Below are 24,226 nucleotides of genomic sequence, written 5' to 3' on the forward strand. Positions count from 1 at the left end.
GAGACGGAGGAAATCAAGCTCCTCCGTCTCTTTGATCCACGAAGCCCCGTCCCTGGATACCGACGCGCCATGGTTGAATTCTTCCATCTAACAATGCAAATTAACTTGCATTACACCCAGCCGAAAACTAATTTAATCTACATGTCAAAACGCACCCCGCCGACCCACCCGCAAGCCCGCCGCCAGGTTGTGGCCCTCGGCCAGCGTCTGCGTGCAGCGCGACTGCGTCGCAAGATGACCCAAGCGATGCTTGCGGAACGGGTTGGTATCAGCGTGCCTACCCTGGGCAAGTTGGAGGCGGGCGATCCGTCCACCAGTCTGGCCACCATGCTGCGGGTGCTTAGCGTGCTGGGGATGGCGGCGGACATCGACCTGCTCGCCGCAGAAGACACCCTTGGCCGCAGCCTGCAGGACAACGAATTGAAGCGCCCATCGCCGAAGCGGTCACGCGCGGCGGTACCGTGCAGCGGGGAGCCGACGTGAACGAGGTCGAGATTTGGCTCGATGACGACAGCTTACGGGCACCGGGGTCAGAGTGCACTTCTTCGAGGTCGTCGCCTTGGAAGGTCCACTCAGACTCAGTTTTTGACCCAGTTTTTCGGTCTTTTTACCGCCAGCGAGATGCGCGCACGCGCGCAAGCTCACAGTGCCGGCTTGGCTACCATCAACCAGAAGATCAGCATTACAGCTAAGAATGCCGGCCAGCCCAGCGCGAACCAGATCTGCATGTAGCGATGGTAGGCCGGCGGCAAGGGTGCGCCTTCACGTAGTGCGTCAGCCGCCAAATCTCGAACGCGCCATTGCAGCCACACCACGGGCATCCAGCAGGTGCCGGCAACCACATACAGCACGATGGCTGCCTGCAACCAGCGTGCGTGCAGATCGAAATTCATCAGCCGCATCAACAGATAGCCCGACACCGGCTGGACGATAACCGCTGGCGTGGTGAACAAGAGGTCGGCACGAACGGCAAGTCGCGTTGCCGCTGCAATCGCCTCGATCTGGCCGGTGCGATGGGTGAACCACATGAAGAACGCCGTGCCAAGGCCCGTGCCGAAAAGCAAAGTGGACGAAAGTATGTGCACGACCTTCAGCAGCACATAGTCATTCATCGGCGTTCGTCCGTTGCCAACAGCACCAGCAATACCGCGAACAATGGCAGATTCTTCAGCAAGCCGCCGAGCGGATCCAGCCAGTGACCGGGCCAGCCAATACCGATGCCCAAGGTGTAGCCGAGCAACATCAACAGCATCAGTGTCAACACCAGTCGCGATCGCCAGCGCAGCAGCAACAGCACGCCAAGCACCAGGTCGGCAGTGGCGGTCAGCCGCGCCAGCACCAGCAAGTTTCCACTGGACAGGGAGGCGTCAGGTACCACGGCCACGACCTCAGCTGCTGAGGCCAGCCAGCCAGCAAGGCCAGATCCCATCCACAGTAGTGCAATCGACACTCGCAGCAGCGGCAGCGAAAAGTACAACCGGGCATGCCAGCGATCCTGCACTTCGCTCGGTGTCTCGGTGAGTGCGCGCAGCAACGATCGTGGCGTCAGGCCGAGTGATTCCTGCAGTTGTGTGCTGGCCTGCGCGCCGCCAACGTTGCCGCGTTCAAGCATGCGCGCCATGGTCTGGCCCAATGGCCCGCTACCCAGGCGCTCACCCAGCGCGGCGCCGATGCGCACCAACCAGCCAGGCACTGCCAGTGTGCGCGCCGGCCCGAAACCGAGCCAGCCTCGCCAGGCAAAAAGGTAGTCGCGCAAGGTCAGCACTTCGGGGCCCACAAGTTCCACGAATTCGCGCGCAAATGCCGGTCGCGCCAATGCGGCGACAACGGCTTGCCCTACGTCCTCCGCAGCAATCGGTTGCACCTGCTGCTCACCCTTTCCGGGCAGCAATAGCACCCCCGGCAAGGCCGCCAGGCCACGCAATAGCGACGTGCCTCCATACGAACCGCGTACGCTATAAACCAGCGATGGGCGCAACACCAACCAGTCCAGCTCCAGCGTTGCCAGCGTCGCATCGCTGCGATGCTTGGAAGCAATGAACTCGCCGTCGCTGGCGGCACCGAGTGCGGAAATCTGAATTACCCGTCGAGTACCCAGCTGTTCACAGGCGCGGAACAAGGCCAGCGGTCCCTGCTCGTGTACGGCGGTGAACCGGTCATTCGCGCGCTTTCGTAAAATCCCCGCGCTGTTCACCACCGCATCGATGCCCTTCAGGCGAGGCAGCCAGTCCTCCACGTGCACATCGTCAGCCATATCGCAGGCGATGGCGCTGAGTCCGGGGAAGCGCGAATCGACGCGTCCACCACGTACGGCGCAAACCACTTCATGGCCGGCTGCACCAAGGCCCGCGACGATGTGTGCGCCGATGAAGCCATAGGCACCCGTAACCAGTACACGCATTGCAATTCCCCTGAAAGCGCGGCTAAGAGTACGCGTTTACGACGACGTTCAGGGGCGAAAAATGTGTCAGGGACGAATGGCACTTATTTGAGCTTGCCATCCCCGCGAAAGCGGGGATCCAGCGCCCCTGACAGCTTGAAGCCACTGGATTCCTGCTTTCGCAGGAATGACGAAAAGTGGAGGTTTTTGGCTTAAGTAAGTGCCATTCGTGTCGAGGACAATCGCGAGCCACCCAAAGTAGGCGTATCGTTCGCAGACGGCGCCGACTCGGGGGTGAGGCGCCGCCATGTACTGGAACGCCGCGCCGATGCGCGTGCCACGATGCAGGACGTGGAATCTTCGAAGCATCCCCAGCGAATTCCAAACTACGCGAGGGTTCCACATGTCACGTTTCGATTTTCTCCGCGGCGCCGTCGGCGTGGGGCTGGGCCTGGCTGTTGCCTGCGTATCGCTGCCCGTATTCGCCGACACGCCGGTCAACGTGACCTTTGCGCCAAACAGTGTGTGGGCGCAGGAAGTCGGCAGTCTTGACCGTTTCAACAAGTCGGTCGATTACACGGTCGCCGGTGTGGCGGGCAAGACGTTCAAGCTCAATCTCCTCACCCGCAGCCCGAACGTGCAGCTCAAGGTGAAAGACCAGAACCGCAGAAAAGCGGTACTGGATTCCCAGAAGACTGGCGACACCAGCTGGACAACAGTCAACGCGGCGGACACCACGTATACGATCCAGGTCTACATCGATCCTGTCGCGGTGCCCTCCGGTGAGACCGTGAAATACGCGTTGCAAATCGGCCAATACGGGGTCGAAGACTTTCAGGCGCCGGCGACTGCCGTGACGTTCGAACCCGGCAAATCATGGGCGGTGCAAAGCTGGATACTGGGGGCGGACGCCACGTCGCAGAACTTCAGCGTGGCCATCGCGGCAGGCATGACCGTCAAGGTCAATGTCATCTCCAGCAACGCCAAGGTGCACTTCAAGGTGGATGACCAGACCCATGGCAAGCCGCTGGTCGACACGGCGACGTCCGGAGCGGAGACGTGGTCGCAGTCCGTTGGCGCTGCGACGACTTACAAGATTCAGGTGTACGTCGATCCTGCCGCAGTGGCATCAGGACAAAAAGCACAGTTCACCCTGCAGGTCGGGCAATACGCCTCCGGGGGCGGTCAACCCGAGAAGCTCGCCAGCGCGAGCAGTGTCGCGCCGCCAGCGGGTTCGGTGGTTCCTGAAAGCGGTCACTGAGAAGCGAGTCGGGGAGTCAGTCTCCGTAGGGTGATTTCCCTCGTGATGGCGAACCACCCACGGAAGCCCTTTTCAGATGGCCCGATTTACCGAGGCTGACGAAGGGGCTTTCGGTTCGCTCGCCAGAAAAGGCGTCGGGGACCACTCCAGGAATTATCACTCCCTCACCGCGACCACCCGCTCCGAGCGCCCCAATCGAAAGCGAGAACCCCGCAGCTCCGTCCCACCATCAACCGTAAGCCCGGCCATCACCGCCATCCGGAACGGCCGCAACCGCGCACCGACCCGCAATGCCAGCTTGCGCACCACCCGCGCCGGTCGTCGGTCGTCGGTATACAAACCAGCCAGCATCCGGGTGGCCAGATACAACGGGCGCGTGGCCAATCGATGCTGGCGTTCGTAGCGGTGCAATAACTCGGGGCTGTAGATCGGTTGCCCGGCCGCAACCGCGGCGTGCAGTTCGCGTGCCAGGGTGGCCTGGCCGAGCAGGCCGAAGTTGAAGCCATGGGCGGTGACCGGGTGCATGCCGACGGCGGCGTCGCCGATCAGGGCGAAGCGTTCGGCCACGAAGCGTTTGGCGTACACGCCGACGAGTGGGTAGCTGCAACGCGGGCCGGCTATCCGCATGGCACCCAGGCGTTGCTGGAAACGCGAGGCCATCGCCGCTTCCAGCGCGGTGTCGTCCAGCGCCAGCAAGGTCTGCATTTCCTGCGGTGGCAGGGTCAGCACCACCGACGAGGTGTGGGGATCGTGCAGTGGCAGCAGGGCCAGGGTCTGGCCGACGCCGAACCATTCCCACGCCACCTGGTCGTGCGCCACGTCGTGTTGCATGCGCAATACCAGCATGGTTTTACCGAAGTCGTGCATGCTGGCGGCGATGCCCATGGCACGGCGGGTCTCGGAGTAGCGGCTGTCCGCGGCGACCACGAGCTGGGTGTGCAGGATGTCGCCGGTATTCAGTTCGACCTGGGCGCCGTCGCTGGCGGTGCGCACGGCGGTTACCTGCACGCCGGTGATCCGTTCGGACTCAGGCAGCTCCATCACTTCGGCATACGCCGCGCGGCGGATCGCATGATTGGACAGCAGCCAGCCCAGCTGCGATTTGCCGGTCTCGTCGTGGCGGAAGATCAGGCCGTCGCGGTCGTCGCCATCGATCACCATGGCGTCGCGCAAGGTGCCGATCTCGTTTTCCTGCAGCCGTGCCCACAAACCCAGCTCGCGCATCAGGCGCTGCGAGTGATGGGTGATCGCGATCTCGCGCCCGTCGTCCGCCGGTGCGACCAGCGCCGCCTCGGGCTGCCGCTCGACCAGCGCAATGCGCAAGCCGCTACCCGCCAACGAGCGGGCGAAACACAGGCCGGCGGGGCCGGCGCCAATGATCACGATATCGAACGACATGGGCAGGGTGCTCCGATTGAGTCGCTGCAAGCTACCGTTTGCCGTGCCCGCATGTGTTGACCCTGGTCAGGGGAGCGGCGAGGTGGTCTGTTTCAATTGCCGCGGTTGGCGCGGCTTGCCGTCGGCCGCCGGGCTTCTTGCACGTCCGGCCGTTGAGAACCGCTGGGATGACGGGCAAAGGCGGGCGTTCGTCAGCGACGTGGAGCAGTTCGAAGCGTCTTGTTTTTCCCTGTGCCGGCGCTCGCTGCGACGTGTTGCCAGTAATCGTCGAGCAGGCTCGCGCAGCGTGCTTGCAGGAAGGTTTTCAGTTGCGTGATCGCCGGCGTCAATCGCGAGCGGTCGGCGCAGATGAGGTTGAGCGGTGACGGTTCGCAGTGGGCTGGCGGGAATATCTCGACCAGGCGGCCGGCGCGCAGATCCGGGACGAGGTCGATGCGGGATTTGTAGACCAACCCTTCGCCGGCCACCGCCCAGCGGCGGACGATATCGGCGTCGTCGCTGATGCGATTGCCCGAGACGCTCACGGTCTTGTTGCCGCCGGGCAGGGTGAACAGCCAGCGTTCGTGCAGTTGCTCGCTCCACACGAAGCGCAGGCAGTTGTGGTGCCTGAGGTCGTCCACGCTTGCGGGCTTGCCTGCGCGCTCCAGATAGGATGGCGCGGCGCATAGTGCACGCCGGTTGTTTTCGACCAGCGGAATCGCGACCAGCGACGAATCCGACAACGCGCCGTAGCGCACGGCTGCATCCAGCGGTTCGCGCGTCAGGACGGCGGCGCGATCGCTCATCCGCAGGTGCAGTGAAAGGGCCGGATGCTGGTGCTGGAATTCGTCGAGCCAGCCCAACAGGAGATTCCTGCCGAAATCCGAAGGCACCGAGAGACGAAGGCTTCCGGACAAACTGTCCTGGCCGCTGGCCAGCGCACGCTGGCCTTGCGAGCGTGCATCGAGCATGGCACGCGCATGCGGCAGATACCGCTCGCCCTCCGCCGACAACTGCATGCTGCGGGTGGAGCGCACGAACAGCCGTGTATTCAGCGCCTTCTCCAGCCGCTGCACCGCGGCGCTGGCAAAGCCGGGGGCGATATTGAGCTGACGGGCCGCCTCGGAAAAGCTCTCCGCCTCGACCGTCTGCACAAAGATCTGGATGTCGTCGAGTCGGATCATTTTCTTGAAAATTCGGTAAGTGTTACCGACATTAACCCATTTTTCTGAAAAACGAAGATCGACACAATGGGCGCCTCCACATCGCGCTAGAGCACGCCCATGAAAGCTGTCGGCTTTTTCCAGAACCTCCCGATCGACCATCCCGACGCCCTGCAGGATGTTGAACTGGCCACCCCCGAGTTGCGCGATCACGACCTTCTGGTCGAAGTGAAAGCCGTTTCGGTGAACCCGGTGGACACCAAGATCCGCGCCCACGGCGACGTGCCGGAAAACGCACCGCGCATTCCGGGGTGGGATGCCGCCGGCATTGTTCGGGCGACGGGGCCGCTGGCCACGCGGTTTAAGCCCGGCGACCGCGTCTGGTATGCGGGCGACATCACGCGGCCGGGCAGCAACAGCGAACTGCAGGCGGTCGACGAGCGCATCGTGGGGCCGATGCCCCGGTCGCTGGATTTTGCGGAAGCGGCTTCGCTGCCGCTGACCGCGATCACCGCGTGGGAACTGCTGTTCGACCGCCTGCGAATCCATGAGGCCGATCCCACCGAAAACACCGTGCTGCTGGTGACGGGCGCGGCCGGTGGCGTGGGTTCCATCCTCACCCAGCTGGCGCGTCGATTGACCGGCGTCACCATCATCGGTACTGCCTCGCGGGCCCGGACGCGCGAGTGGGTGCTGGCGCACGGCGCGCACCACGTCATCAACCATCGCGAGCCCTGGGCGCCGCAGTTGCAGGCACTCGGCATCAAGGAGGTCGATTTCGTGGTGGGGCTCAATGAAAGCGCGGGCTACGTGCCGCAGATTGCCGCGGTGATGCGTCCGGAAGGCAAGTTCGCGTTGATCGACGATCCGGTCGCGCTCGACATCGGGCCGTTCAAGACCAAGTCCATCTCGATCCATTGGGAGCTGATGTACACGCGCCCGATCTTCACCACGCGCACCATCGCCCGACAGCATGCCTTGCTGCGCCGCATGGCCGAACTGGTCGATCGCGGCGATGTGGTGCACACGCTCACGCGACGTATCGATGGCCTCGATGCCGCGGGCCTGATCCAGGCCCACGCGCTGGTCGAAGCCGGCAACATGATCGGCAAGGTTGTCGTTGCCGCCCGCTGAGAACGTTTCGATCAAAGCCCTGCTCGTCATTCCAGCGAAAGCTGGAATCCAGTGTCTTCAAGCATTGCCGAGACGCTGGATCCCAGCTTTCGCTGGGATGACGACTTCTTCCGCTATTTGCTAACTCTTCAGTCCCCAGGAATCCCCATGAACGCCATTACCCAACCCACCCTCAGCCTGGAAGCCGCGCACGAACTGCTTGGTCGTGCTCGTTCGGCATGCGCCCAGCGCGGCTTCGCGGCCACTATTGCCATCACCGATGCCGGCGGCCATCTGCGCGCTTTCGAACGCGCGGATGCGGCGCCCTTCCTGACCGCCGAGGTGGCCATGGACAAGGCGTGGACCGCCGCATCGTTCGGCATGTCCACGCATCAGTGGAATGCCTACATGAGCGAGCCGACGGTGGCACCGCTGGCCCAGCATCCGCGGCTCATGGCGGTGGGTGGCGGCGTGCCGATCCTGCTCGACGGCAAGCTTGCCGGTGGCATCGGCGTTTCCGGCGGCACGTCGGCGCAGGACCATGAAGCGGCCGAAGAGGCGTTGCGTGCGCTGGGGCTTCTCGCCTGAGGCTGTTTCGCCGGCGCTTTGATCCGCCGCGCTGCGCACAGCGACAACGGACGCCGAGTTCCAAAAGGATTGGCGAGGTCCCGAGCGATCCACCTGCAAAAACGAAACGCCCCGAGTGGGGCGTTTTTTCTTTTGGAGGGGCAGGGAATGCGAGTCGTCGTTTGCCCGCACCCATGCAGCCGACGATCGGCGCCGATCCGTCCTGCGGGCAACGGTCGCCGCCTGGTTGGGGCGCGGACAGGCCGATCCACTGGATGTCCGCCCGGAGCCGGGTCGTCGATGTGCAGCCCAATGAGTCACTTTGCGCGGTGCCCTGGCCAGAAAAGCGCGAGCCTGGCGAAGTAAACGCGTGCGTTCCGCTGTCTCCGCACCTACCATGCGGAAAATCTGAGCAGGGACAGGCGATGAATATCCAGGGGCCGGTACTCGCGTCGTCGCAGACGGTCGAACAACTGGAGCGCGCCTGCGAGGGCTGGCTACGGGTCGACAATCTGCTGCGTCGGTTGTGTTCCCGCCTGACCTATGCGGCCGAGGGCCGTGCCGCGATCCTCGACGCCACCTTGGGGGAACTGCGTCAGCGCTTGCGTGAGCCGCTTGAGGAGATCGCGCTGGAGTCGTTGCTGCTCAGCCTCACCGATGCCGTGCGCTCGCTCGATGACTTGCCAGTCGAGCCGCCGGTTGCGCCGCTCGGGCCGATGGACGAGGTCGCGGCAGTGGTACCGGCGCCGGCGAGTTCGGCCACCGCTCGGCTGTTGCTGGGATTGATCGACCGACTGGGGCTGGAGGACAGCGCCACCGAGCGCCTGGACAACCTCCGCAAGGCCATCGATCAGGCCAATGACGACGAGTCGATGGCGGTGCAGGCCGAAATTGTCGCCTGCATGGTCAACCGCCATCACCGGCAGCTCGACGAACAGCGTGCGGCTGCCGAGGCGTTGCTGGCCCAGGTCACCCTGCAACTGGGCGAACTGAACCGGTACCTTGACCACGAGAGCACCGACCGCCACGACGGCATGGGCGCACGGCAGGAACTGGACCGTCATTTGTCCACCGAAATCGGCGCGCTGGGCAGCCATTTGGATCAGGCGCAAGACATGAGCAGCTTGCACAGGGAGGTGCAGGCACGACTGGGCGCGATCGCCGGCCACCTGAAGACGTTCCGCGAGCGCGAGGACGCGCGCGAACGCGAATGGCGCCTACAGTCCGAGCAGATGAGCCAGCGCATCGGCGAGCTGGAGCGTTCCGCGCAATCGTTTGAAGTCCGTCTCATGCAGAAACAGCAACTCGCCTCGCTCGACCCGCTCACCGGCATTGCCAACCGGCTGGTGTTCGAGCAGAGCATCGCGCGGATTTGCGAGCAGATAACGCAGGACGGCGGCGAAGCCTGCCTGCTGGTCATTGACATCGATCACTTCAAGAAGATCAACGACCGCTTCGGTCACGCCGCCGGTGATCGCGCCTTGCGCATCGTGGCCGAGCAACTCGCGGCCCGATTGCGGCCCGACGACCTGCTGGCGCGTTATGGCGGCGAAGAATTTGTGGTCGTGCTGCCAGAAACCGGCGCCACGGCCGGCCGCGCCATGGCCGAAAGCCTGCGAACCTGCATTGAAAGTGCTTGCTTTCGCGGCCAGAAGCAGCCTGTGCAGATCACGCTGTCTTGCGGCGTGACCGTACTGAGCAAGGGCGATACGCCGGAAGACGCCTTCGATCGCGCCGATCGCGCGTTGTATCGCGCCAAACACCGCGGCCGCAACTGCTGCGTGGTGTTGTGAGCGGAGTGACTGCGGCAAGCCCTTCGAAAGCGAGCTGGTCAGCCGGAATCCGCCGGTTCATGCGGTCAGCGGTGGCTGGATCTCCTCATTCATGGAGGCGTCCTTCGCGCAGCGGCCGTCCGTGTCCCATCGAATCCCGACGCCGCGCAGATAGGTCCGCATCGGCTCCGCTTGTTCAGCGGCGATGAACGCCCCGATATAGCCGTCCGGACGTATCAGTACCCAGTTGCCCGACGCCAGGCCATAGGCCTCGCGAACGTAGCCTTGCGTATCGAGGACATCGCCGCATTCGCCAAGAACATGCACGCGAAGTTGCGGATGTGGCGGGACGGTCGCGCGGTCGATGGCATGCCCCAACAGCGTCCAGTGCGGTCCGCGGAACAGGTCGAACAGCCGGGCTTGCGTGCCCGAGGCGCGATGGATCGGCGCGTCGGGTGCGCGATGGCCCGCCTGCAGCGCGTGCGATCGAACCGCGCCTTCCAGCGCGAGCGACGAGCCGGCGTAACCCAGGTCGAGCTGGCGTGCATCGCGGCCGCGGCGGTAGTCACCCTTGCGGGCCGCGTCGAGCAGCCGGGTGGACATGCCGAGCACGTTCGCAGCGATGGGGCGGCGTTCTTCCTCATAGCTGTCGAGCAGGGCGTCGGGCGCGCCGCTGAGCACGGCGGCCAGCTTCCAGCCCAGGTTGTAGGCGTCCTGCACGCTGGTGTTGAGGCCCTGGCCGCCGGTGGGCGGGTGGGTGTGGGCGGCGTCGCCGATCAACAACACGCGGCCGATGCGGTAGCGGTCGGCCAGGCGGGCGTTCATGCGGAAGACGGAGGCCCAGGCGACGGCGCTGACGCGGATGTCGTGGCGGCCGCTGCGTTCGGCCACCAGCGCATCGAGGCTTGCGGCAGACAGGTCGACGTCGCCTTCGAGTGGCACCGGCGCCTGGATCTGGAACATCTCCGTGCCTCTCAATGGGCAGATCCCGATCTGACGTTGCGAGCCGTCGCCGAAGCGATGCCAGGCCTCGCGATCCAGGCCGCTGAGTGTCACGTCGGCCACCATGCCGCGGATGTCCAGCGTCTTGCCCGGAAAACCGATGTCCAGCGCCTGGCGCACGAAACTGCGGCCGCCATCGGCGCCGACGAGGTAGCGGGCGTGCACGGTTTCCTTGCCGTCGGCGGCGAGAAGCGTCGCCGTCACGCCTTGTGCGTTCTGCTGCAGTGCTACCAGCTCGCAGCCGAATTGCACCTGATGGCCCAGTTCGGCGAGCCGGTCCCGCATCACCCGCTCGGTGAGGAATTGCGGCAGCATCCACGGGATGCCGTAGGGTTCGGTGGGCGTGGCGACGGCGTCGGCGGGCATCGGCGTATCGGCATGGCTGCCGTCGTCGCGATACTCGCGCTGCGGCGGGTACGGCCCGCCGAGCGCATGGATGCGGTCGGCGATGCCCAGGTCGTCGAACACCTCCAGCGTGCGTGGTTGCAGCCCCTTGCCGCGCGAGCCATGGAAGGGGCTCTCCATTTTCTCGATCAGCCGGAAAGCCACGCCGCGGCGAGCCAGGTCGATCGCCAGGGTGAGGCCGGCGGCGCCGGCGCCGCAGATCAATACATCGACGTTCGATACGTTCATGACGGTCTCCAGGTATGTGTAAAATGCACGCAACTGGAGGGAAGCGTATGGCTACGAAGAGAAATGTGCAAGATGCACATATGTCGGCAAACATCCGCGCGCTGCACGACGCGTTGCTGAGCGTCATCGGCGTGATGAGCCGTCCGGACGTGGACGAGCGCATGGTGCGCGAGGCCGGTATCGCGCTGGACGGTGCGCTGTTTCCGCTGCTGGTGATGGTCGAGCGGTTCGGGCCGATCGGCATCGTGGAGCTGGCGAACCGGGGCGGGCGCGACTACACCACGGTGAGCCGGCAGGTGAGCCGGCTGGAAAGCCAGGGCCTGGTCGAGCGACGCGCGCACGAAAAAGACGCCCGCGTGCGAGCCGTGGTGGTGACAGCCAGGGGCCAGGCCATGACGGATGCGCTGGATGCGGCGCGCGAGCGCATGGCGCGCGCGATGTTCGATGGCTGGAGCGAGTCCGAGGTCGACACGCTGGTCAGCCTGTTGCAACGGTTCGCCCGCGGCATGGAACAGCACGCGGGCGCAGAGCAAGGATAGGCCGCACACGAATGGCCAACGCGTGGTCGCGGTGACGTCTCATCCGTTGCAGCTTGCGCCGGCACCTGCGCAGAGGATCGCTGCCCGACCTTTCCGCCCATCCGAGCCTGCGCCATGCGCAGCGCTTGAAGAGCCGGGGCAGAGAGGGCAGAAGCAGGGGTGCGGCAGCTTCTGTCAGGGTCTGCCGCCTTTTGCATCATTCCTCACGCCTTCAAGCGATAGCCGGTACGGAAAATCCACCACACCCCGACCAGGCACGCGGCCAGAAACAGCAGGGTCATGCCCATGCTGATTTCCACGCTGACGTCGGATACGCCGTAGAAGCTCCAGCGGAAGCCGCTGATCAGGTACACCACCGGATTGAACAGGCTGATCTTCTGCCACAGCGGCGGCAGGATGTGGATGGAGTAGAAACTGCCGCCCAGGAAGGTCAGCGGGGTGACGACCAGCAGCGGCACCAGCTGCAGTTTCTCGAAGCCGTCGGCCCAGATGCCGATGATGAAACCGAACAGGCTGAAGGTCACCGAGGTGAGGATCAGGAACGCCACCATCCAGATCGGATGGGCGACGTCGAAGTCCACGAACAGCCGCGCAGTGACCAGGATGATCAAGCCCAGCAGCACCGATTTGCTGGCCGCGGCGCCCACATAGCCGCCCAGGATTTCCAGGTACGACACCGGCGCCGACAGAATCTCGTAGATGGTGCCGGTGAATTTGGGGAAGTAGATGCCGAACGAGGCGTTGGAGATGCTTTGCGTCAGCAGCGACAGCATGATCAAGCCGGGCACGATGTAGGCGCCATAGCTGACGCCGTCGATGCCGCCCATGTGCGAGCCCATGGCGGCGCCGAACACCACGAAGTACAGCGTGGTGGAGATCACCGGCGACACGATGCTTTGCAGCAGCGTGCGGCGCGTGCGCGCCATCTCGAAGCGGTAGATCGCGCCCATGCCATTCCAGTTGAATCTCATGCGCGGTCCTCCACCAGGCTCACGAAAATATCCTCCAGCGAACTCTGGCGGGTTTGCAGGTCCTTGAAGTCGATGCCCGCTTCGCCGAGGCGACGCAGCAGCGTGTCGATGCCGGTGTTCTCGCCCTGGGCATCGAACGTATAGGTGAGCTGCTGGCCGTCATCGGACAGCGCCAGCGGATAGCCGGCCAGGGCGGCGGGAATCGCCTGCAGCGGCGCCTGCAACTGCAGGATCAGCTGCTTGCGTCCCAGCTTCTCCATCAGCTCGGCCTTGCCTTCGACCAGGATCAGCTCGCCCTTGTTGATCACGCCGATGCGGTCGGCCATTTCCTCGGCCTCGTCGATGTAGTGCGTGGTGAGGATGATGGTGACGCCGGTGTCGCGCAGCGCGCGCACCATCGCCCACATGTCGCGCCGCAACTCCACGTCCACGCCCGCGGTGGGTTCGTCAAGGAACAGGATGGGTGGCTCGTGCGACAGCGCCTTGGCGATCATGACGCGCCGCTTCATGCCGCCGGACAGCGTCATCAGCTTGCTGTCTTTCTTGTTCCACAGCGAGAGGTCCTTCAGCACCTTCTCGATGTGCGCGGGGTTGGGCGCCTTGCCGAACAGCGCGCGGCTGAAACTGACCGTATCCCACACGGTTTCGAACGCGTCGGTGGTGAGCTCCTGCGGCACCAGGCCGATGCGTTCGCGCGCGGCGCGAAAGTCGCGCACCACGTCGTGGCCATCGGCCAGCACGTTGCCGCTGCTGGGGTTCACGATGCCGCAGATGATGCTGATGAGCGTGGTCTTGCCGGCGCCATTGGGGCCGAGCAGGGCGAAGATCTCGCCGCGGCGGATCTGCAGGTCGATGCCCTTGAGCGCACTGAAGCCCGAGGCGTAGGTTTTTGTCACCTGGCGCACGTCGATGATCGATTGCACGGTGCGTGTGTTCCTGTCGCATGCGAAGCGGCCGAGTATAAACACTGCGGCCGTCGGGGCTGTTCGCTTTTCGTTGAGCGGCACTACGCGGCCGCAACGACCGCTCAATCCAGCGGGCGCACCCAGATATTGCGGAAGCTGATGGGCTGCGAGGGATCGCCGTGCGCCTGCAGCTTGATCGGTGCATCGGTGTACGGCGTGTAGGCCGGCTTGCCGACGTAGACGGTTTCGCCGGCCAGCGCGGTATGGTTTTGCACCAGCACGCCGTTGTGCACCACGGTGACGTAGGCCGGCGAGGTGAGCGCGCCGTCGGCGGCGAATACCGGTGCGGTCCAGATGACGTCGTAGGTTTGCCATGCGCCCGGCGGACGCATCGCATTGACCAGCGGCGGCATCTGTTTGTAGACGCTGGCGGCCTGGCCGTTGACGTAGGTGGGGTTGTTCCACGAATCCATGATCTGCAGTTCGTAGCCCGCATCGCCCGACCCGGTCGAGGCGAGAAACAGGCCGCTGTTGCCGCGCGCCTGGCCTTCGCCTGCGATATCCGCGGGCACCTGCCATTCCAGGTGCAGCTGATAGTTCCTGAATCGCTGCCGGGTCTGGATGTTGCCGGCCTTCTTGTCGACCGTCAGCACACCGTCATGGACTTTCCAGCGGGCCGGCGAATGGTCGCTGGTCGATTCCCATCGATCGAGGTCGCGACCATCGAACAGCACGACCGCATCGGAAGGAGGGGCAGCGTCGTGCTTGCCCGGTGTCACCACCTTCGGCACCGGCTGCCATTGTTCGGTGGCCTTGGGGTCGGTCGGTGGGTGATCCGCGGCGGTGGCGAATGACGGCGCGGCGGTTGCCAGCGCGATGAAGATCAACACGGTTCGGCACGTCATGGGCAGCTCCGAAACTGGGGAAATCAGACCGTACACACCCTGATCGCATCGGCGAACGCAGCGAACGGGTCGGGCCCCGCCGGTACGAATTCGTGTGCGATATAGCCGTCGAAACCCAGGTCCGCGATCGCCTTGGCGATGGCGTGGTAGTTGAGCTCCTGGGAGCCGTTGATCTCGTGGCGGCCCGGCACGCCGGCGGTATGGAAATGCCCGATCCAGGCGATGTTGTCGCGGATCGTGCGGATCACGTCGCCTTCCATGATCTGCATGTGATAGATGTCGTAGAGCAGCTTCACGTGGGGCGAATCGACGCCCTTCATCACCGCGACACCGAAGCGCGTGCTGTCGCCCTGGTAGCCGGGATGGTCGACCTTGCTGTTCAGTAGTTCCACGCAGAGGGTGATGCCGTGCTCGGCGGCATACGGCGCGATCTTCGAAAGCCCGGCGACGCAGTGGTCGATGGCGTGGCCTTCGTCGATGCCCGGCTGGCGGTTGCCGAACATCGTGATCAGGTTGGTCACGCCCGCACGTTTGGCCAGTGGGATGGCGGCTTCCAGTTCCTTCAGCAGCACGGCGTGATGGGCCGGGTTGTTGAAGCCCATGGTGAGAAAATTGTCGCGCCTGGCGGGGTAGCCCATGGTGACCGCCAGGCCGCTGTCATTGACCACCGCCCATTCGTCCGCGTAGACCAGATCGACGCCGGCAAAACCGATCCCCTTGAGCCGACGGCACAGTTCCGGCAGTGGCGCTTGCGAGGTCCAGCGGCTCAACGATTGCTTCAGGCGTCCGGGCGTCATCCTCTGCGACTGGAGCGGGCGCGTTCCGCTGTCGGCCGATGCGGCCAGCCATGGCGCGGCGCCCAGCGCAGCGATGGTGGTGCCGAGCCAGGCCAGCGCGTCGCGACGGGTGAGGCCGGCGGTGCTCATGACGGGTCGATCCCCAGCACGCGACGATTGAACGCCGCGTCGGCGCCGGTCGCGGCGAAGTCATCGAACGCGCGCTCGGTGACCTTGATGATGTGCTCACGGATGAAGGCCGCGCCTTCCTTCGCGCCTTGCTCGGCGTCCTTGATGCAGCACTCCCATTCCAGCACCGCCCAGCCCGGGTAGCCGTATTGCGCGAACTTGCTGAAGATCGACCGGAAGTCGATCTGCCCGTCGCCCAGCGAACGGAAGCGGCCGGGGCGATCGATCCAGCTCTGGTAGCCGCCGTAGACGCCGGAGCGGCCGTTGGGACGGAACTCGGCGTCCTTCACGTGGAAGGCGCGGATGCGCTGGTGATAGAGGTCGATGAAGGCCAGGTAGTCCAGCTGCTGCAGCACCATGTGGCTGGGGTCGTACAGGATGTTGGCGCGCGGGTGCTGGTCCACGGCATCGAGAAAGCGCTCGAAGGTGGCGCCGTCGTGCAGGTCCTCGCCCGGATGCAATTCGAAACAGACGTCCACACCGGCGTCATCGAAGGCATCGAGGATGGGGCGCCAGCGCTTGCCCAGTTCCGCAAACGCCTGCTCGATCAACCCGGCCGGACGCTGCGGCCACGGATAGAACAAATGCCAGGCCAGCGCGCCGGAGAACGTCGCGTGCGCGGTGAGGCCGAAGTGCTTGCTGGCCTTGGCCGCCAGCTTCAGCTGCTGCACGGCCCACGCCTGGCGCTCGACCACGTTGCCTCGCAGCGCGGGTGGCGCGAAGCCGTCGAACAGCGCGTCGTAGGCCGGGTGCGATGCCACCAGTTGTCCCTGCAAATGGGTGGACAGCTCGGTCACCGCCAGCCCGTGTTCGGCCAGCATGCCGGCGATGTCGTCGCAATACGTCTTGCTGGCAGCGGCCTGTTCCAGATCGAACAGGCGGGTGTCGTTGGAGGGGATCTGCACGCCGACAAAACCCAGCGACGCCGCCCAGCGGGCGATGTTGGGCAGCGTGTCGAATGGTGCGGTGTTGCCCGCGTACTGGGCCAGGAAGATGCCCGGGCCTTGGAGTGTTTTCATGGGTCAGAGCCTCAAGACGGTTTCGACGGCCCAGGCGCGGCCGTTGCCCGCTTTGGACAAGGGCACGTCGGCCTGGTAGCCGCCGGGGACGGCCACGTACTGCAGCACCTGCGTGCAGCCGGGTTCGGACATGAAGAAGCCCAGCATCGCCAGCTTCTTGGTCATCAGCACGAACGCGGGAGCGGAGCCCGGATCGACGTCGCGGCCTTTGGCGAGCGCTTCGGCATGCAGCCGCGTGACCAACGCCTTGCGCTGCGTGGCGTCGAGTTTCAGGAAGGGCGTGTTGCTGGCGCCACGGAAGCTGGCCATCGCGGCCAGGTAGCGCGCTTGTTCGGCCTTCGAATAGACGTCCTTGAACATCTGGTCGATGAAACGCGGCACGCCTGCATCCACGGCGCCGGGTGTGTCGGTGCGGGGAATGATGATGTCGACCACGGCGGCGATCAGCTCGCCCTGTGGCTCGGTGAAGAAGCGCGGGCCGGCAGCGGGCTTCAGTGCGGCGGCATGCGCATCGAACACGGCCAGCAGCGGCGCGCCCGCCGCGCTGAGCGCCAGCGCGGACATGCACTTCAACCATTCGCGACGATTCATGGCGTTCTCCTCAGATATTGCCGCGCTTGAGTTCTTCCACGGCATGGCTGGCCGCGCGTGCCGTCAACGCCATGTAGGTCAGCGACGGGTTCTGGCAGGCGGACGAGGCCATGCAGGAGCCGTCGGTGACGAAGACGTTCTTGCAGGCGTGCATCTGGTTCCAGCTGTTGAGCACCGAGGTTTTCGGGTCGCGGCCCATGCGCGCGGTGCCCATTTCGTGGATGCCGGCGCCCACGTTCGCCTTGGTCTTGTATGGCGTCACGTTGCGGTAGCCGGCGGCGGTGAGCATCTCCACCGCGTCGTTCATGATGTCCTTCTCCATGCGGATTTCGTTTTCGCCGTGGGCGGCGTCGAAATTGAGCAGGGGCAGGCCGTACTTGTCCTTGCGGTTGCGGTCCAGGGTGACGTGGTTGGCGTGCGACGGCAGCATCTCGCCGAAGCCCGTCATCCCGATGCGCCACTGGCCCGGCGCCTGGGCCGCGCGTTTCAGCTCATCGCCCAGCAACGGCTCGTCGACCAGCCGCGTCCAGTCCTGGCGGCTGGCACCGCCCTGGAAGCCGAAGCCGCGCAGGTAGCCGCGCTTGTCGTTGCCGATGTTGCGGTAGCGGGGGATGTAGAAACCGTTCGGGCGCCGGCCGGTGTAGTAGCGGTCTTCATGGCCATCGACCAGCGCGCCGGCGCCGCTGCCGAACACGTGGTCCATGATGTTGTGGCCCAGCTCGCCACTGTCGTTGCCGAAGCCGTTGGGAAAGCGGCTGGAGGTGGAGTTGAGCAGCAGGTGCGCAGTGCCGAAGGTGGAGGCGCAGACAAAGATGATGCGGGCGAAGTAATCCGTCTGCTGGCCGGTTTCGGCATTCAATACGCGCACGCCGGTGGCCTTACCCTTGGCGTTGTCGTAGATCAGCTCGTGCACGATGGCGTTGGCCACCATGGTCATGTTGCCGGTGCGCTGGGCCGAGGGCAGGGTGGACGAGTTGCTGCTGAAGTAGGCGCCGTACGGACAGCCGCGCATGCACAGGTTGCGGTACTGGCAGGGCGCGCGTTGCGGGCTCTTGTCGTGCTTCAACGGCGCGGACAGGTTGGCGGTGCGGCCGATGATCAGCCTGCGCCCCAGCTTGCTTTGCAGCTTCTCGCGGAAATCCTTCTCGACGGCGTTGAGCTCCATCGGCGGCAGATACTGGCCGTCGGGCAGTTGCGCCAGGTGGTCGGTGTCACCACTCACGCCGATGAACTCCTCGACGTAGTCGTACCAGGGCGCCAGCTCGTCGTAGCGGATGGGCCAGTCCACGCCGACACCATCCTTGCCGTTCGCCTCGAAATCCATCGGGCTGAAGCGATAGCTTTGCCGGCCCCACATCAGCGAGCGGCCGCCGACCTGGTAGCCGCGGAACCAGTCGAACGGCTTGGTTTCCTCGTAGGGGTTGTCCAGGTCGTCGACGAACCAGTGCTTGGTGGATTGCTTGATGCCGTAGAAGGAAGGACGCGTGTGCACCGGATGCCGGCGGATGTCTTCCTGCGTGGGCTCGTCGGCGTAGGGCAGTTCCCAGGGCGCCTTCATGGCGGTGGGGTAATCGCCGTGCTCGACCATGCGGCCGCGGTCCAGGACCAGGGTCTTGAGTCCTTTTTCGGTCAGTTCCTTGGCAGCCCAGCCGCCGCTGATGCCGGTGCCGATGACGATGGCGTCGTAGATGTGGTTGTTCATGCAGCCCTCGGGGAAAAGGCGATCAACGGAAAAAGTCCGCGGTCAGCGCCACGGGCGCAGGTAGTCGTAATCGATGCGCGCGGCGTCGAGCTGGCTGATGCGGGAAAACGGGCCTTCCTGCTCGACGAAGCAATGCTTCAGCCCCGCGCGATCGGCGGCGGCCATGATCGGCTGGTAGTCGATCGTGCCGCGGCCGAGCTCGGCGCCGGGGTAGCTCCCGTTACCGGCGCCAGCCAGGAAATCCTTGGCGTGCATCAGCGGCATGCGGCCGGGGTTGGCCTTGAAATAATCCGCGGGGTTCTTGCCGCCCACGTGCACCCAGCCGCAGTCGAGCTCGAACTGCACCAGGTCGTGTCGGGTTTCCTTCAGCAGCACGTCGTAGAACGTCTGCCCGCCACCCACGTCGGAAAATTCCAGATGGTGGTTGTGATACGCGTATTGCAGGCCGGCCTGCTTTGCTTTTTCGCCCAGCCGGTTCGCGTACTCCGCGGTGCGCTTGGCGCCGTCGAGCGAATAGTCCTGCTCGGCATGCTTGCCCTTGGCCGCCAGCTCTTTCTGCATGATCGCCGGCAGCATGCTGCTGACGATGTAGTGCGAGCCGAGCACGTGCGCCGCCTCGATGCCGGGTTCGAAACCGATGCCGTCGAAGTGCAGGCTGGGACAGCGCAGGCCAGTGGCGTCCAGCTGGCCGCGCAAGGTGGCGGCGGTGCTGGTGATGATGCCCTCGATTTCGGTATAGCCGATGGTCTTCAGCGTTTTCAGCGCGCCGATCGGATCGTCCTGGTAAGCCTTCAGCACCATGTACAACTGGATGCCCATCGGTTTGCCCTGCGAAGCGGCGGCGAACGCCCTGCCGGCCGTGCTGGTGGCCAGAAATGCAGCGGTGCCGCAGAGCGCCGAGCGGGTCAGGAACTGCCTGCGGGACATCGTCATGGGGTTTTCTCCCGGGTGGCCAGGTTGAGGTGAGAAAGCTCGGGGTCCGCGGCGCGTTCGCGGTCCTTGAACAGCAGCAGGAACAGCACCAGCACGGCGGCGGCGAAGCCGGCGGCGGTCAGCCAAATCGGACGCCATTGATGCGCCACGATGCCCTGGGCGTCCGTCGCGGCGTAGGCGTCGACGGCCAGCCCCGACAGCCACGAGCCCACGAACATGCCCAGGCCATAGGTGAGGAAGGTGATGAGCCCTTGCGTGGCGGCGCGCAGCGCGGGCGGTGCCTCACGGTCGATGTAGATCTGGCCGACCACGAAGAAGAAGTCGAAGCAGATGCCGTGCAGGATGATGCCGAACCACAGCATCCACATCAGCTCGCCGGGCGCGCCGAAGGCAAACAGCACATAGCGCACCACCCAGGCCAGCATGCCCACAGCCAGCATGTACTTCACGCCCAGGCGCCGGAAGAACCAGGGGATAAGCAGCATGCAGAGGATTTCCGACATCTGCCCGCCGGTCATCTTGCCGGCCGCGTTGACCACGCCCACCTCGTTGAGGAACAGGTTGGTGAACGCGTAATAGAACTGCAGCGGGATGCAGATCAGGAACGAGGCGAGCGCGAACACCGCCATCGAACGCCCGCGCAGCACGTGCAGCGCTTCCAGTGGCAGCGCCTGGCGCAGTTCGAAGCGCTTGTTCCCAGCCAGCGGCGGGGTGGCGGGAAGGGTGAGGCAATAGCCCGCCATCGCCAGCGACAACCCGGCAGCCAGATACAGCGGCGAGGCGGTGGCTTCCACGCCGGCCGCACCCACGATCAGGCCGACCACGATCCAGCCGATGGAACCGAATACGCGGATGGCGCCGAATTCCTCGCGCGGGTCATCGATGTGCCGCATCGCCAGCGAGGTGGTCAGCGCCAAGGTCGGCATGTAGCAGAGGCTGTAAACCAGCAGCGTGGCGTAGATCAGGCCGAACGCCTGCTGCTGCGCCGTGAACACCAGCAGCGCGGCGCCCAGCACGTGCAGGGCGACCAGCACGCGGCGTGTATCGAACCAGCGGTCCGCCAACAGGCCGGCGAACAGCGGCGAGATCATCGCGCCGATCGCCGTGGTGCCGGCGATGGCGCCGATCTCCTGGCCGCTGAAATGCAGCGTCCTGCCGAGCCAGGTACCCACGGTGACGTACCACGCACCCCAGATCGCGTATTGGAAAAGCATCATCAAGCGAAGGCGCCACTTCATTTCCGTACTCCCCTTTTGCGTGGTGGTTCGCGGTCGTCGTCGACGCGTTGCCATGCGCCGCCCGCGGCGTGGCTCTTGAGCATGGCATCGATCACCAGGGCGTTGCGGTAACCGTCGGCGAAGGTCGGCAGGGCAGCCGGTTTCGTCTGCGGCGTGCCGCCCTTGCGGATCCAGGCGTAGGCATCGGCGATCAGGTTGCGGAAGGCATCGCTCCAGGCTTCCGGATGGCCGGCGGGCAAGTGCGCATAGCCGCGAGCGGCGGGATCGAGCAGGGCCGGGTCACGCGACAGCACGGCATTCGCCTGCGCGTGGTGGCCGATCCACAGCTCGTTGGGATTTTCCTGGCGCCATGCCAGCGAGGCGAGGCGGCCGTTCACTTCCAGCCGCAGATCGTTCTTGTGGCCGGGCAGTACCTGGCCCACGGTGACGCAGCCGCGGGCGCCGTTGTCGAAACGCAGCAGCACGCTGGCGGTGTCCTCGCTGGTGATCTTCACCTCGCGCCGCGTTGTTGCTTTGGCCTTGGCGAAAGCGCGCGTCGGCGCCGCCGCCACATGGCGCACGGGCACCGCCGTGTAGAGGTCGGCCAGCACGGCGGTGATGCGCGCGCCGGTGACGTGTTCGGCCAGGTCGCACCAGTGCGAGCCGATGTCGCCCAGCGCGGAACTGGCGCCGCCGCGCTTGGGATCGAGGCGCCACGAATAGGTGGTGTCGTCGGTCAGCCAGTCCTGCAGGTAGCAGCCGTGCACGAATACCGGTGCGCCCAATTTGCCCTTGGCGATCATCACCCGCGCCTGCTGCACCAGCGCGTGGCTGCGATAGTTGAACGTCACCACGTGCGCCACGCCGGCGTCGCGGGCAGCTTCGTGCAATTCGCGGCTCTCTTGCAGGTTGCTGGCCAGTGGCTTGTCGGAGATCACGTGCTTGCCAGCACGCAATGCCGCCAGCGAAATCTCCCGGTGCAGGTGATTGGGTGTGGTGTTGTGGACCACCTGCACGGCCGGGTCGGCCAGCAGTTCGCGGTAGTCCGCGTAAGCATGTCCAACGCCAAGCTCGCGCGCCCGCTTCTGCGCGGAGGCCAGGCTGGAGCCGGCAAGGCCCACGACCTCGACGTTGCCCAGCCGGCGTACGGCATCGATGTGATGCGCGGCGATGAAGCCCGGCCCGACCAAACCCATGCCGAGGGTCTTCATGGGTTTGTGGTCCACGCGCGGTCGGTGGAGATTCGTTTCAGCGGCCCGCCGAAGTCGGGGGCACGTGAGCGCGGCAGGCTTTGGCCCGTCGCGGCGTTGGCGTTGGCGTTGGTCGATACGGTCTGGCCTGCCATTCCCCCTCCAATCGCAGCTCTGTGGCTTGGTGATGTATTCGATTACATGCGCATGAAACAGGTGCTTTCAGGACACGATCCGGGCAAGCTGGCCTCGCGCAACGGCAGACGCTGTGCCGGAACCGTGCAGACGTATGTAGCAGATGCTGAAATGCTCCTGCAACCATTTCATGTAATCCATTACATTGCGCCGCACAAAACCGGTGTCAGGCCCACAGCGGAGAACCACTTGCGGGGCGCTGTTGCGGGGCCGGGCGGATGCTATCGTGCAGTGCAGCGTCGACGAGGAGACGGCAAATCGTGAGTGCGGATGGAACCAAAACCAGGCGACAGGCAGGCGACGGACAGCGCACCGGCGCGGCACCTCCGGCGCGGGTGAGGACGATCAAGGAGATCGCCGCCATCGCCAATGTTTCGGTGGCGACCGTGTCGCGCGCGCTGCAGCGGCCCGAGGTCGTCAGCGAAGTCACGCGCCAGCGCATCCAGGAAGTGGTCAAGCGGCTCGGCTACACACCCAACGCGCTGGCGCGCAACCTGCGCACGGCGCGAACGCGCCTGATCGTGGCGTTGCTGCCGGACATCGCCAATCCCTTCTTCTCCGAGGTGATCCGCGGCATCGAGCAGGTGGCGCACGAGAGCGGCTACTCGGTGTTGCTGGGGGAAACTCAGAGCAGCCTGGTGCGCGAGCAGGCGTATGCCGACATGATCGCCGCGCGCCAGGCCGACGGCATCATCACCATGTCCCACCGGGTGCCGAAGATCCCGATGCCGGGCCGGCTGCCGGTGGTCAATGCCTGCGAATACGTGAAGGACAAGCAGATTTCCAGCGTCTACGTGGACAACGTCGCCGCCGCGGGCGCCGCCGTCGATTACCTGGTGATGCTGGGGCACCGCGAGATCGCCTTCATCGCCGGCCCGCCATCGAGCCCGATCTGCGTGGACCGCAAACAGGGCTACCGGCTGGCGTTGCAGCGGGCGAAGCTTGCCGTCGATCCGGCGCTGATGGTCAGCGGCGATTTTTCGATCGAGGCGGGCGAACGCGCCGTGGAGCTGCTGCTGTCGCAGGGGCAGTCGTTCAGCGCGGTGTTCTGCTCCAACGACGAAATGGCGATCGGCGCCATGCGCGCGCTGAGTTCGCACGGGCTGCGGGTGCCGGAGGATGTTTCGGTGGTGGGCTTCGACGACATCCGTTTCGCGCGCTATACCTCGCCCGCGCTGACCACCATCGCCCAACCCAAGAATGCACTGGGGCGGGAGGCCATGGCCATGCTGATCGAGCTGCTTGCCGATCCCGAAGTGCCACCGCGCAAGCGCGTGCTGTCGGCGGATCTGGTGGTGCGCGGTTCGACCGCACCGCCGTCGCCGCGAAAGCGGAAATGATGAAGGAATAGTCGAAGGTCGCGACTGCCAAAGTGCTGCGGGGGAGAGTTCTCGATGGCGTGCCCTTCGACTCTGGCCGCTGCGCGGCCGACGCTCAGGGAGAACGGTGGGGGGATGGATTTTTCGGAGCGACTGGGGAGGCCTCTCTCCTCCTCACCCGATCACACTGAGCGTAGCCGTCCACAGGACGGCGAAGTCGAAGTGCTGCGGGGGAGAGTTCTGGATGGCGTGCCCTGCGACGCTGGCCGCTGCGCGGCCGACGCTCAGGGAGAACGGTGGAGGGATGGATTTTTCGGAGCGACTGGGGAGGCCTCTCTCCTCGCCCGATCACACTGAGCGTAGCCGTCCACAGGACAGCGAAGTCGAAGTGCTGCGGGGAGAGCTCTGGATGGCGTGCCCTTCGACTCTGGCCGCTGCGCGGCCGACGCTCGGGGAGAACGGTGGGGGGATGGATTTTTCGGAGCGACTGGGGAGGCCTCTCTCCTC

The 24,226-nt window shown here is 65.1% G+C and carries 22 protein-coding genes; 7 read left to right on the forward strand and 15 right to left on the reverse strand.

The annotated features are described in order from the left end of the window. Positions 1-69 precede the first annotated feature (69 nt). Positions 70-483, forward strand: a complete 414-nt coding sequence (locus UU9_RS00600; protein WP_007079760.1) for a helix-turn-helix transcriptional regulator — start codon at positions 70-72, stop codon at positions 481-483. 158 nt (positions 484-641) lie between these two features. Here the strand turns inward: UU9_RS00600 and UU9_RS00605 are convergent, their stop codons facing one another. Continuing rightward, positions 642-1,112, reverse strand: coding sequence for a DUF2269 family protein (locus tag UU9_RS00605; protein WP_007079761.1), 471 nt, complete (start codon positions 1,110-1,112; stop codon positions 642-644). Next, the gene (locus tag UU9_RS00610; protein WP_007079762.1) at positions 1,109-2,401 is read right to left on the reverse strand and encodes a complex I NDUFA9 subunit family protein; all 1,293 of its coding nucleotides are present in this window, start codon (positions 2,399-2,401) and stop codon (positions 1,109-1,111) included. The genes UU9_RS00605 and UU9_RS00610 overlap by 4 nt, the downstream gene beginning before the upstream one ends. 382 nt (positions 2,402-2,783) lie before the next feature. On the opposite strand from UU9_RS00610, the gene UU9_RS00615 reads away from it, so the two are divergent. Beyond that, on the forward strand, positions 2,784-3,641 hold the full coding sequence (locus UU9_RS00615) for a hypothetical protein (protein WP_007079763.1): 858 nt from the start codon (positions 2,784-2,786) through the stop codon (positions 3,639-3,641). Positions 3,642-3,797: 156 nt separating this feature from the next. On the opposite strand, the gene ubiM is transcribed toward UU9_RS00615, so the two are convergent. Both ubiM and UU9_RS00625 read right to left on the reverse strand, forming a co-directional pair. Then, on the reverse strand, positions 3,798-5,039 hold the full coding sequence (ubiM, locus tag UU9_RS00620; RefSeq protein ID WP_007079764.1) for a 5-demethoxyubiquinol-8 5-hydroxylase UbiM: 1,242 nt from the start codon (positions 5,037-5,039) through the stop codon (positions 3,798-3,800). Positions 5,040-5,230: 191 nt separating this feature from the next. Beyond that, the gene (locus UU9_RS00625; RefSeq protein ID WP_202799790.1) at positions 5,231-6,343 is read right to left on the reverse strand and encodes a LysR family transcriptional regulator; all 1,113 of its coding nucleotides are present in this window, start codon (positions 6,341-6,343) and stop codon (positions 5,231-5,233) included. Between UU9_RS00625 and UU9_RS00630 the strand changes: the two genes are divergently transcribed. The 3 genes from UU9_RS00630 to UU9_RS00640 all read left to right on the forward strand — a co-directional run bounded on the left by UU9_RS00630 (position 6,302) and on the right by UU9_RS00640 (position 9,654). Next, entirely contained in the window at positions 6,302-7,315 is a 1,014-nt protein-coding gene (locus UU9_RS00630) for a zinc-binding alcohol dehydrogenase family protein (RefSeq protein WP_007079766.1), read from the forward strand. The two genes, UU9_RS00625 and UU9_RS00630, sit on opposite strands and share 42 nt — an antisense overlap. A 147-nt stretch (positions 7,316-7,462) precedes the next feature. Continuing rightward, on the forward strand, positions 7,463-7,882 hold the full coding sequence (locus tag UU9_RS00635; RefSeq protein WP_007079767.1) for a GlcG/HbpS family heme-binding protein: 420 nt from the start codon (positions 7,463-7,465) through the stop codon (positions 7,880-7,882). Positions 7,883-8,055: 173 nt separating this feature from the next. Next, positions 8,056-9,654: a GGDEF domain-containing protein gene (locus UU9_RS00640; protein WP_237710189.1), complete on the forward strand. Its 1,599-nt coding sequence runs from the start codon at positions 8,056-8,058 to the stop codon at positions 9,652-9,654. Between the two features lie 57 nt (positions 9,655-9,711). On the opposite strand, the gene UU9_RS00645 is transcribed toward UU9_RS00640, so the two are convergent. Continuing rightward, entirely contained in the window at positions 9,712-11,268 is a 1,557-nt protein-coding gene (locus UU9_RS00645) for an FAD-dependent oxidoreductase (RefSeq protein WP_007079769.1), read from the reverse strand. An 80-nt stretch (positions 11,269-11,348) separates the two neighbouring features. Between UU9_RS00645 and UU9_RS00650 the strand changes: the two genes are divergently transcribed. After that, positions 11,349-11,807: a MarR family winged helix-turn-helix transcriptional regulator gene (locus UU9_RS00650; protein ID WP_007079770.1), complete on the forward strand. Its 459-nt coding sequence runs from the start codon at positions 11,349-11,351 to the stop codon at positions 11,805-11,807. Between the two features lie 203 nt (positions 11,808-12,010). Here the strand turns inward: UU9_RS00650 and UU9_RS00655 are convergent, their stop codons facing one another. The 10 genes from UU9_RS00655 to UU9_RS00700 form a co-directional block, all read right to left on the reverse strand. After that, the gene (locus UU9_RS00655) at positions 12,011-12,778 is read right to left on the reverse strand and encodes an ABC transporter permease (RefSeq protein WP_007079771.1); all 768 of its coding nucleotides are present in this window, start codon (positions 12,776-12,778) and stop codon (positions 12,011-12,013) included. After that, positions 12,775-13,701: an ABC transporter ATP-binding protein gene (locus tag UU9_RS00660; protein WP_007079772.1), complete on the reverse strand. Its 927-nt coding sequence runs from the start codon at positions 13,699-13,701 to the stop codon at positions 12,775-12,777. The genes UU9_RS00655 and UU9_RS00660 overlap by 4 nt, the downstream gene beginning before the upstream one ends. A gap of 104 nt (positions 13,702-13,805) precedes the next feature. After that, on the reverse strand, positions 13,806-14,588 hold the full coding sequence (locus UU9_RS00665) for a 3-keto-disaccharide hydrolase (RefSeq protein WP_007079773.1): 783 nt from the start codon (positions 14,586-14,588) through the stop codon (positions 13,806-13,808). Positions 14,589-14,611: 23 nt separating this feature from the next. After that, positions 14,612-15,514, reverse strand: coding sequence for a hydroxypyruvate isomerase family protein (locus tag UU9_RS00670; protein WP_007079774.1), 903 nt, complete (start codon positions 15,512-15,514; stop codon positions 14,612-14,614). Then, entirely contained in the window at positions 15,511-16,572 is a 1,062-nt protein-coding gene (locus UU9_RS00675) for a sugar phosphate isomerase/epimerase family protein (protein ID WP_007079775.1), read from the reverse strand. Before UU9_RS00675 ends, UU9_RS00670 begins: the two co-directional genes overlap by 4 nt. Positions 16,573-16,575: 3 nt before the next feature. Then, on the reverse strand, positions 16,576-17,163 hold the full coding sequence (locus tag UU9_RS00680; RefSeq protein WP_007079776.1) for a gluconate 2-dehydrogenase subunit 3 family protein: 588 nt from the start codon (positions 17,161-17,163) through the stop codon (positions 16,576-16,578). Positions 17,164-17,173: 10 nt separating this feature from the next. After that, complete coding sequence (locus tag UU9_RS00685) at positions 17,174-18,865, reverse strand: GMC oxidoreductase (protein ID WP_007079777.1); 1,692 nt, start codon at positions 18,863-18,865, stop codon at positions 17,174-17,176. A gap of 42 nt (positions 18,866-18,907) precedes the next feature. Continuing rightward, positions 18,908-19,798: a sugar phosphate isomerase/epimerase family protein gene (locus UU9_RS00690; RefSeq protein WP_007079778.1), complete on the reverse strand. Its 891-nt coding sequence runs from the start codon at positions 19,796-19,798 to the stop codon at positions 18,908-18,910. Continuing rightward, on the reverse strand, positions 19,795-21,036 hold the full coding sequence (locus tag UU9_RS00695; RefSeq protein ID WP_007079779.1) for a nucleoside permease: 1,242 nt from the start codon (positions 21,034-21,036) through the stop codon (positions 19,795-19,797). Before UU9_RS00695 ends, UU9_RS00690 begins: the two co-directional genes overlap by 4 nt. Next, positions 21,033-22,226, reverse strand: a complete 1,194-nt coding sequence (locus UU9_RS00700; RefSeq protein ID WP_007079780.1) for a Gfo/Idh/MocA family protein — start codon at positions 22,224-22,226, stop codon at positions 21,033-21,035. The genes UU9_RS00695 and UU9_RS00700 overlap by 4 nt, the downstream gene beginning before the upstream one ends. A 434-nt stretch (positions 22,227-22,660) precedes the next feature. On the opposite strand from UU9_RS00700, the gene UU9_RS00705 reads away from it, so the two are divergent. Next, the gene (locus UU9_RS00705) at positions 22,661-23,740 is read left to right on the forward strand and encodes a LacI family DNA-binding transcriptional regulator (protein ID WP_202799791.1); all 1,080 of its coding nucleotides are present in this window, start codon (positions 22,661-22,663) and stop codon (positions 23,738-23,740) included. Positions 23,741-24,226 lie beyond the last annotated feature (486 nt).

The organism is Rhodanobacter fulvus Jip2 (genome assembly GCF_000264315.1).
GTDB lineage: Bacteria > Pseudomonadota > Gammaproteobacteria > Xanthomonadales > Rhodanobacteraceae > Rhodanobacter > Rhodanobacter fulvus.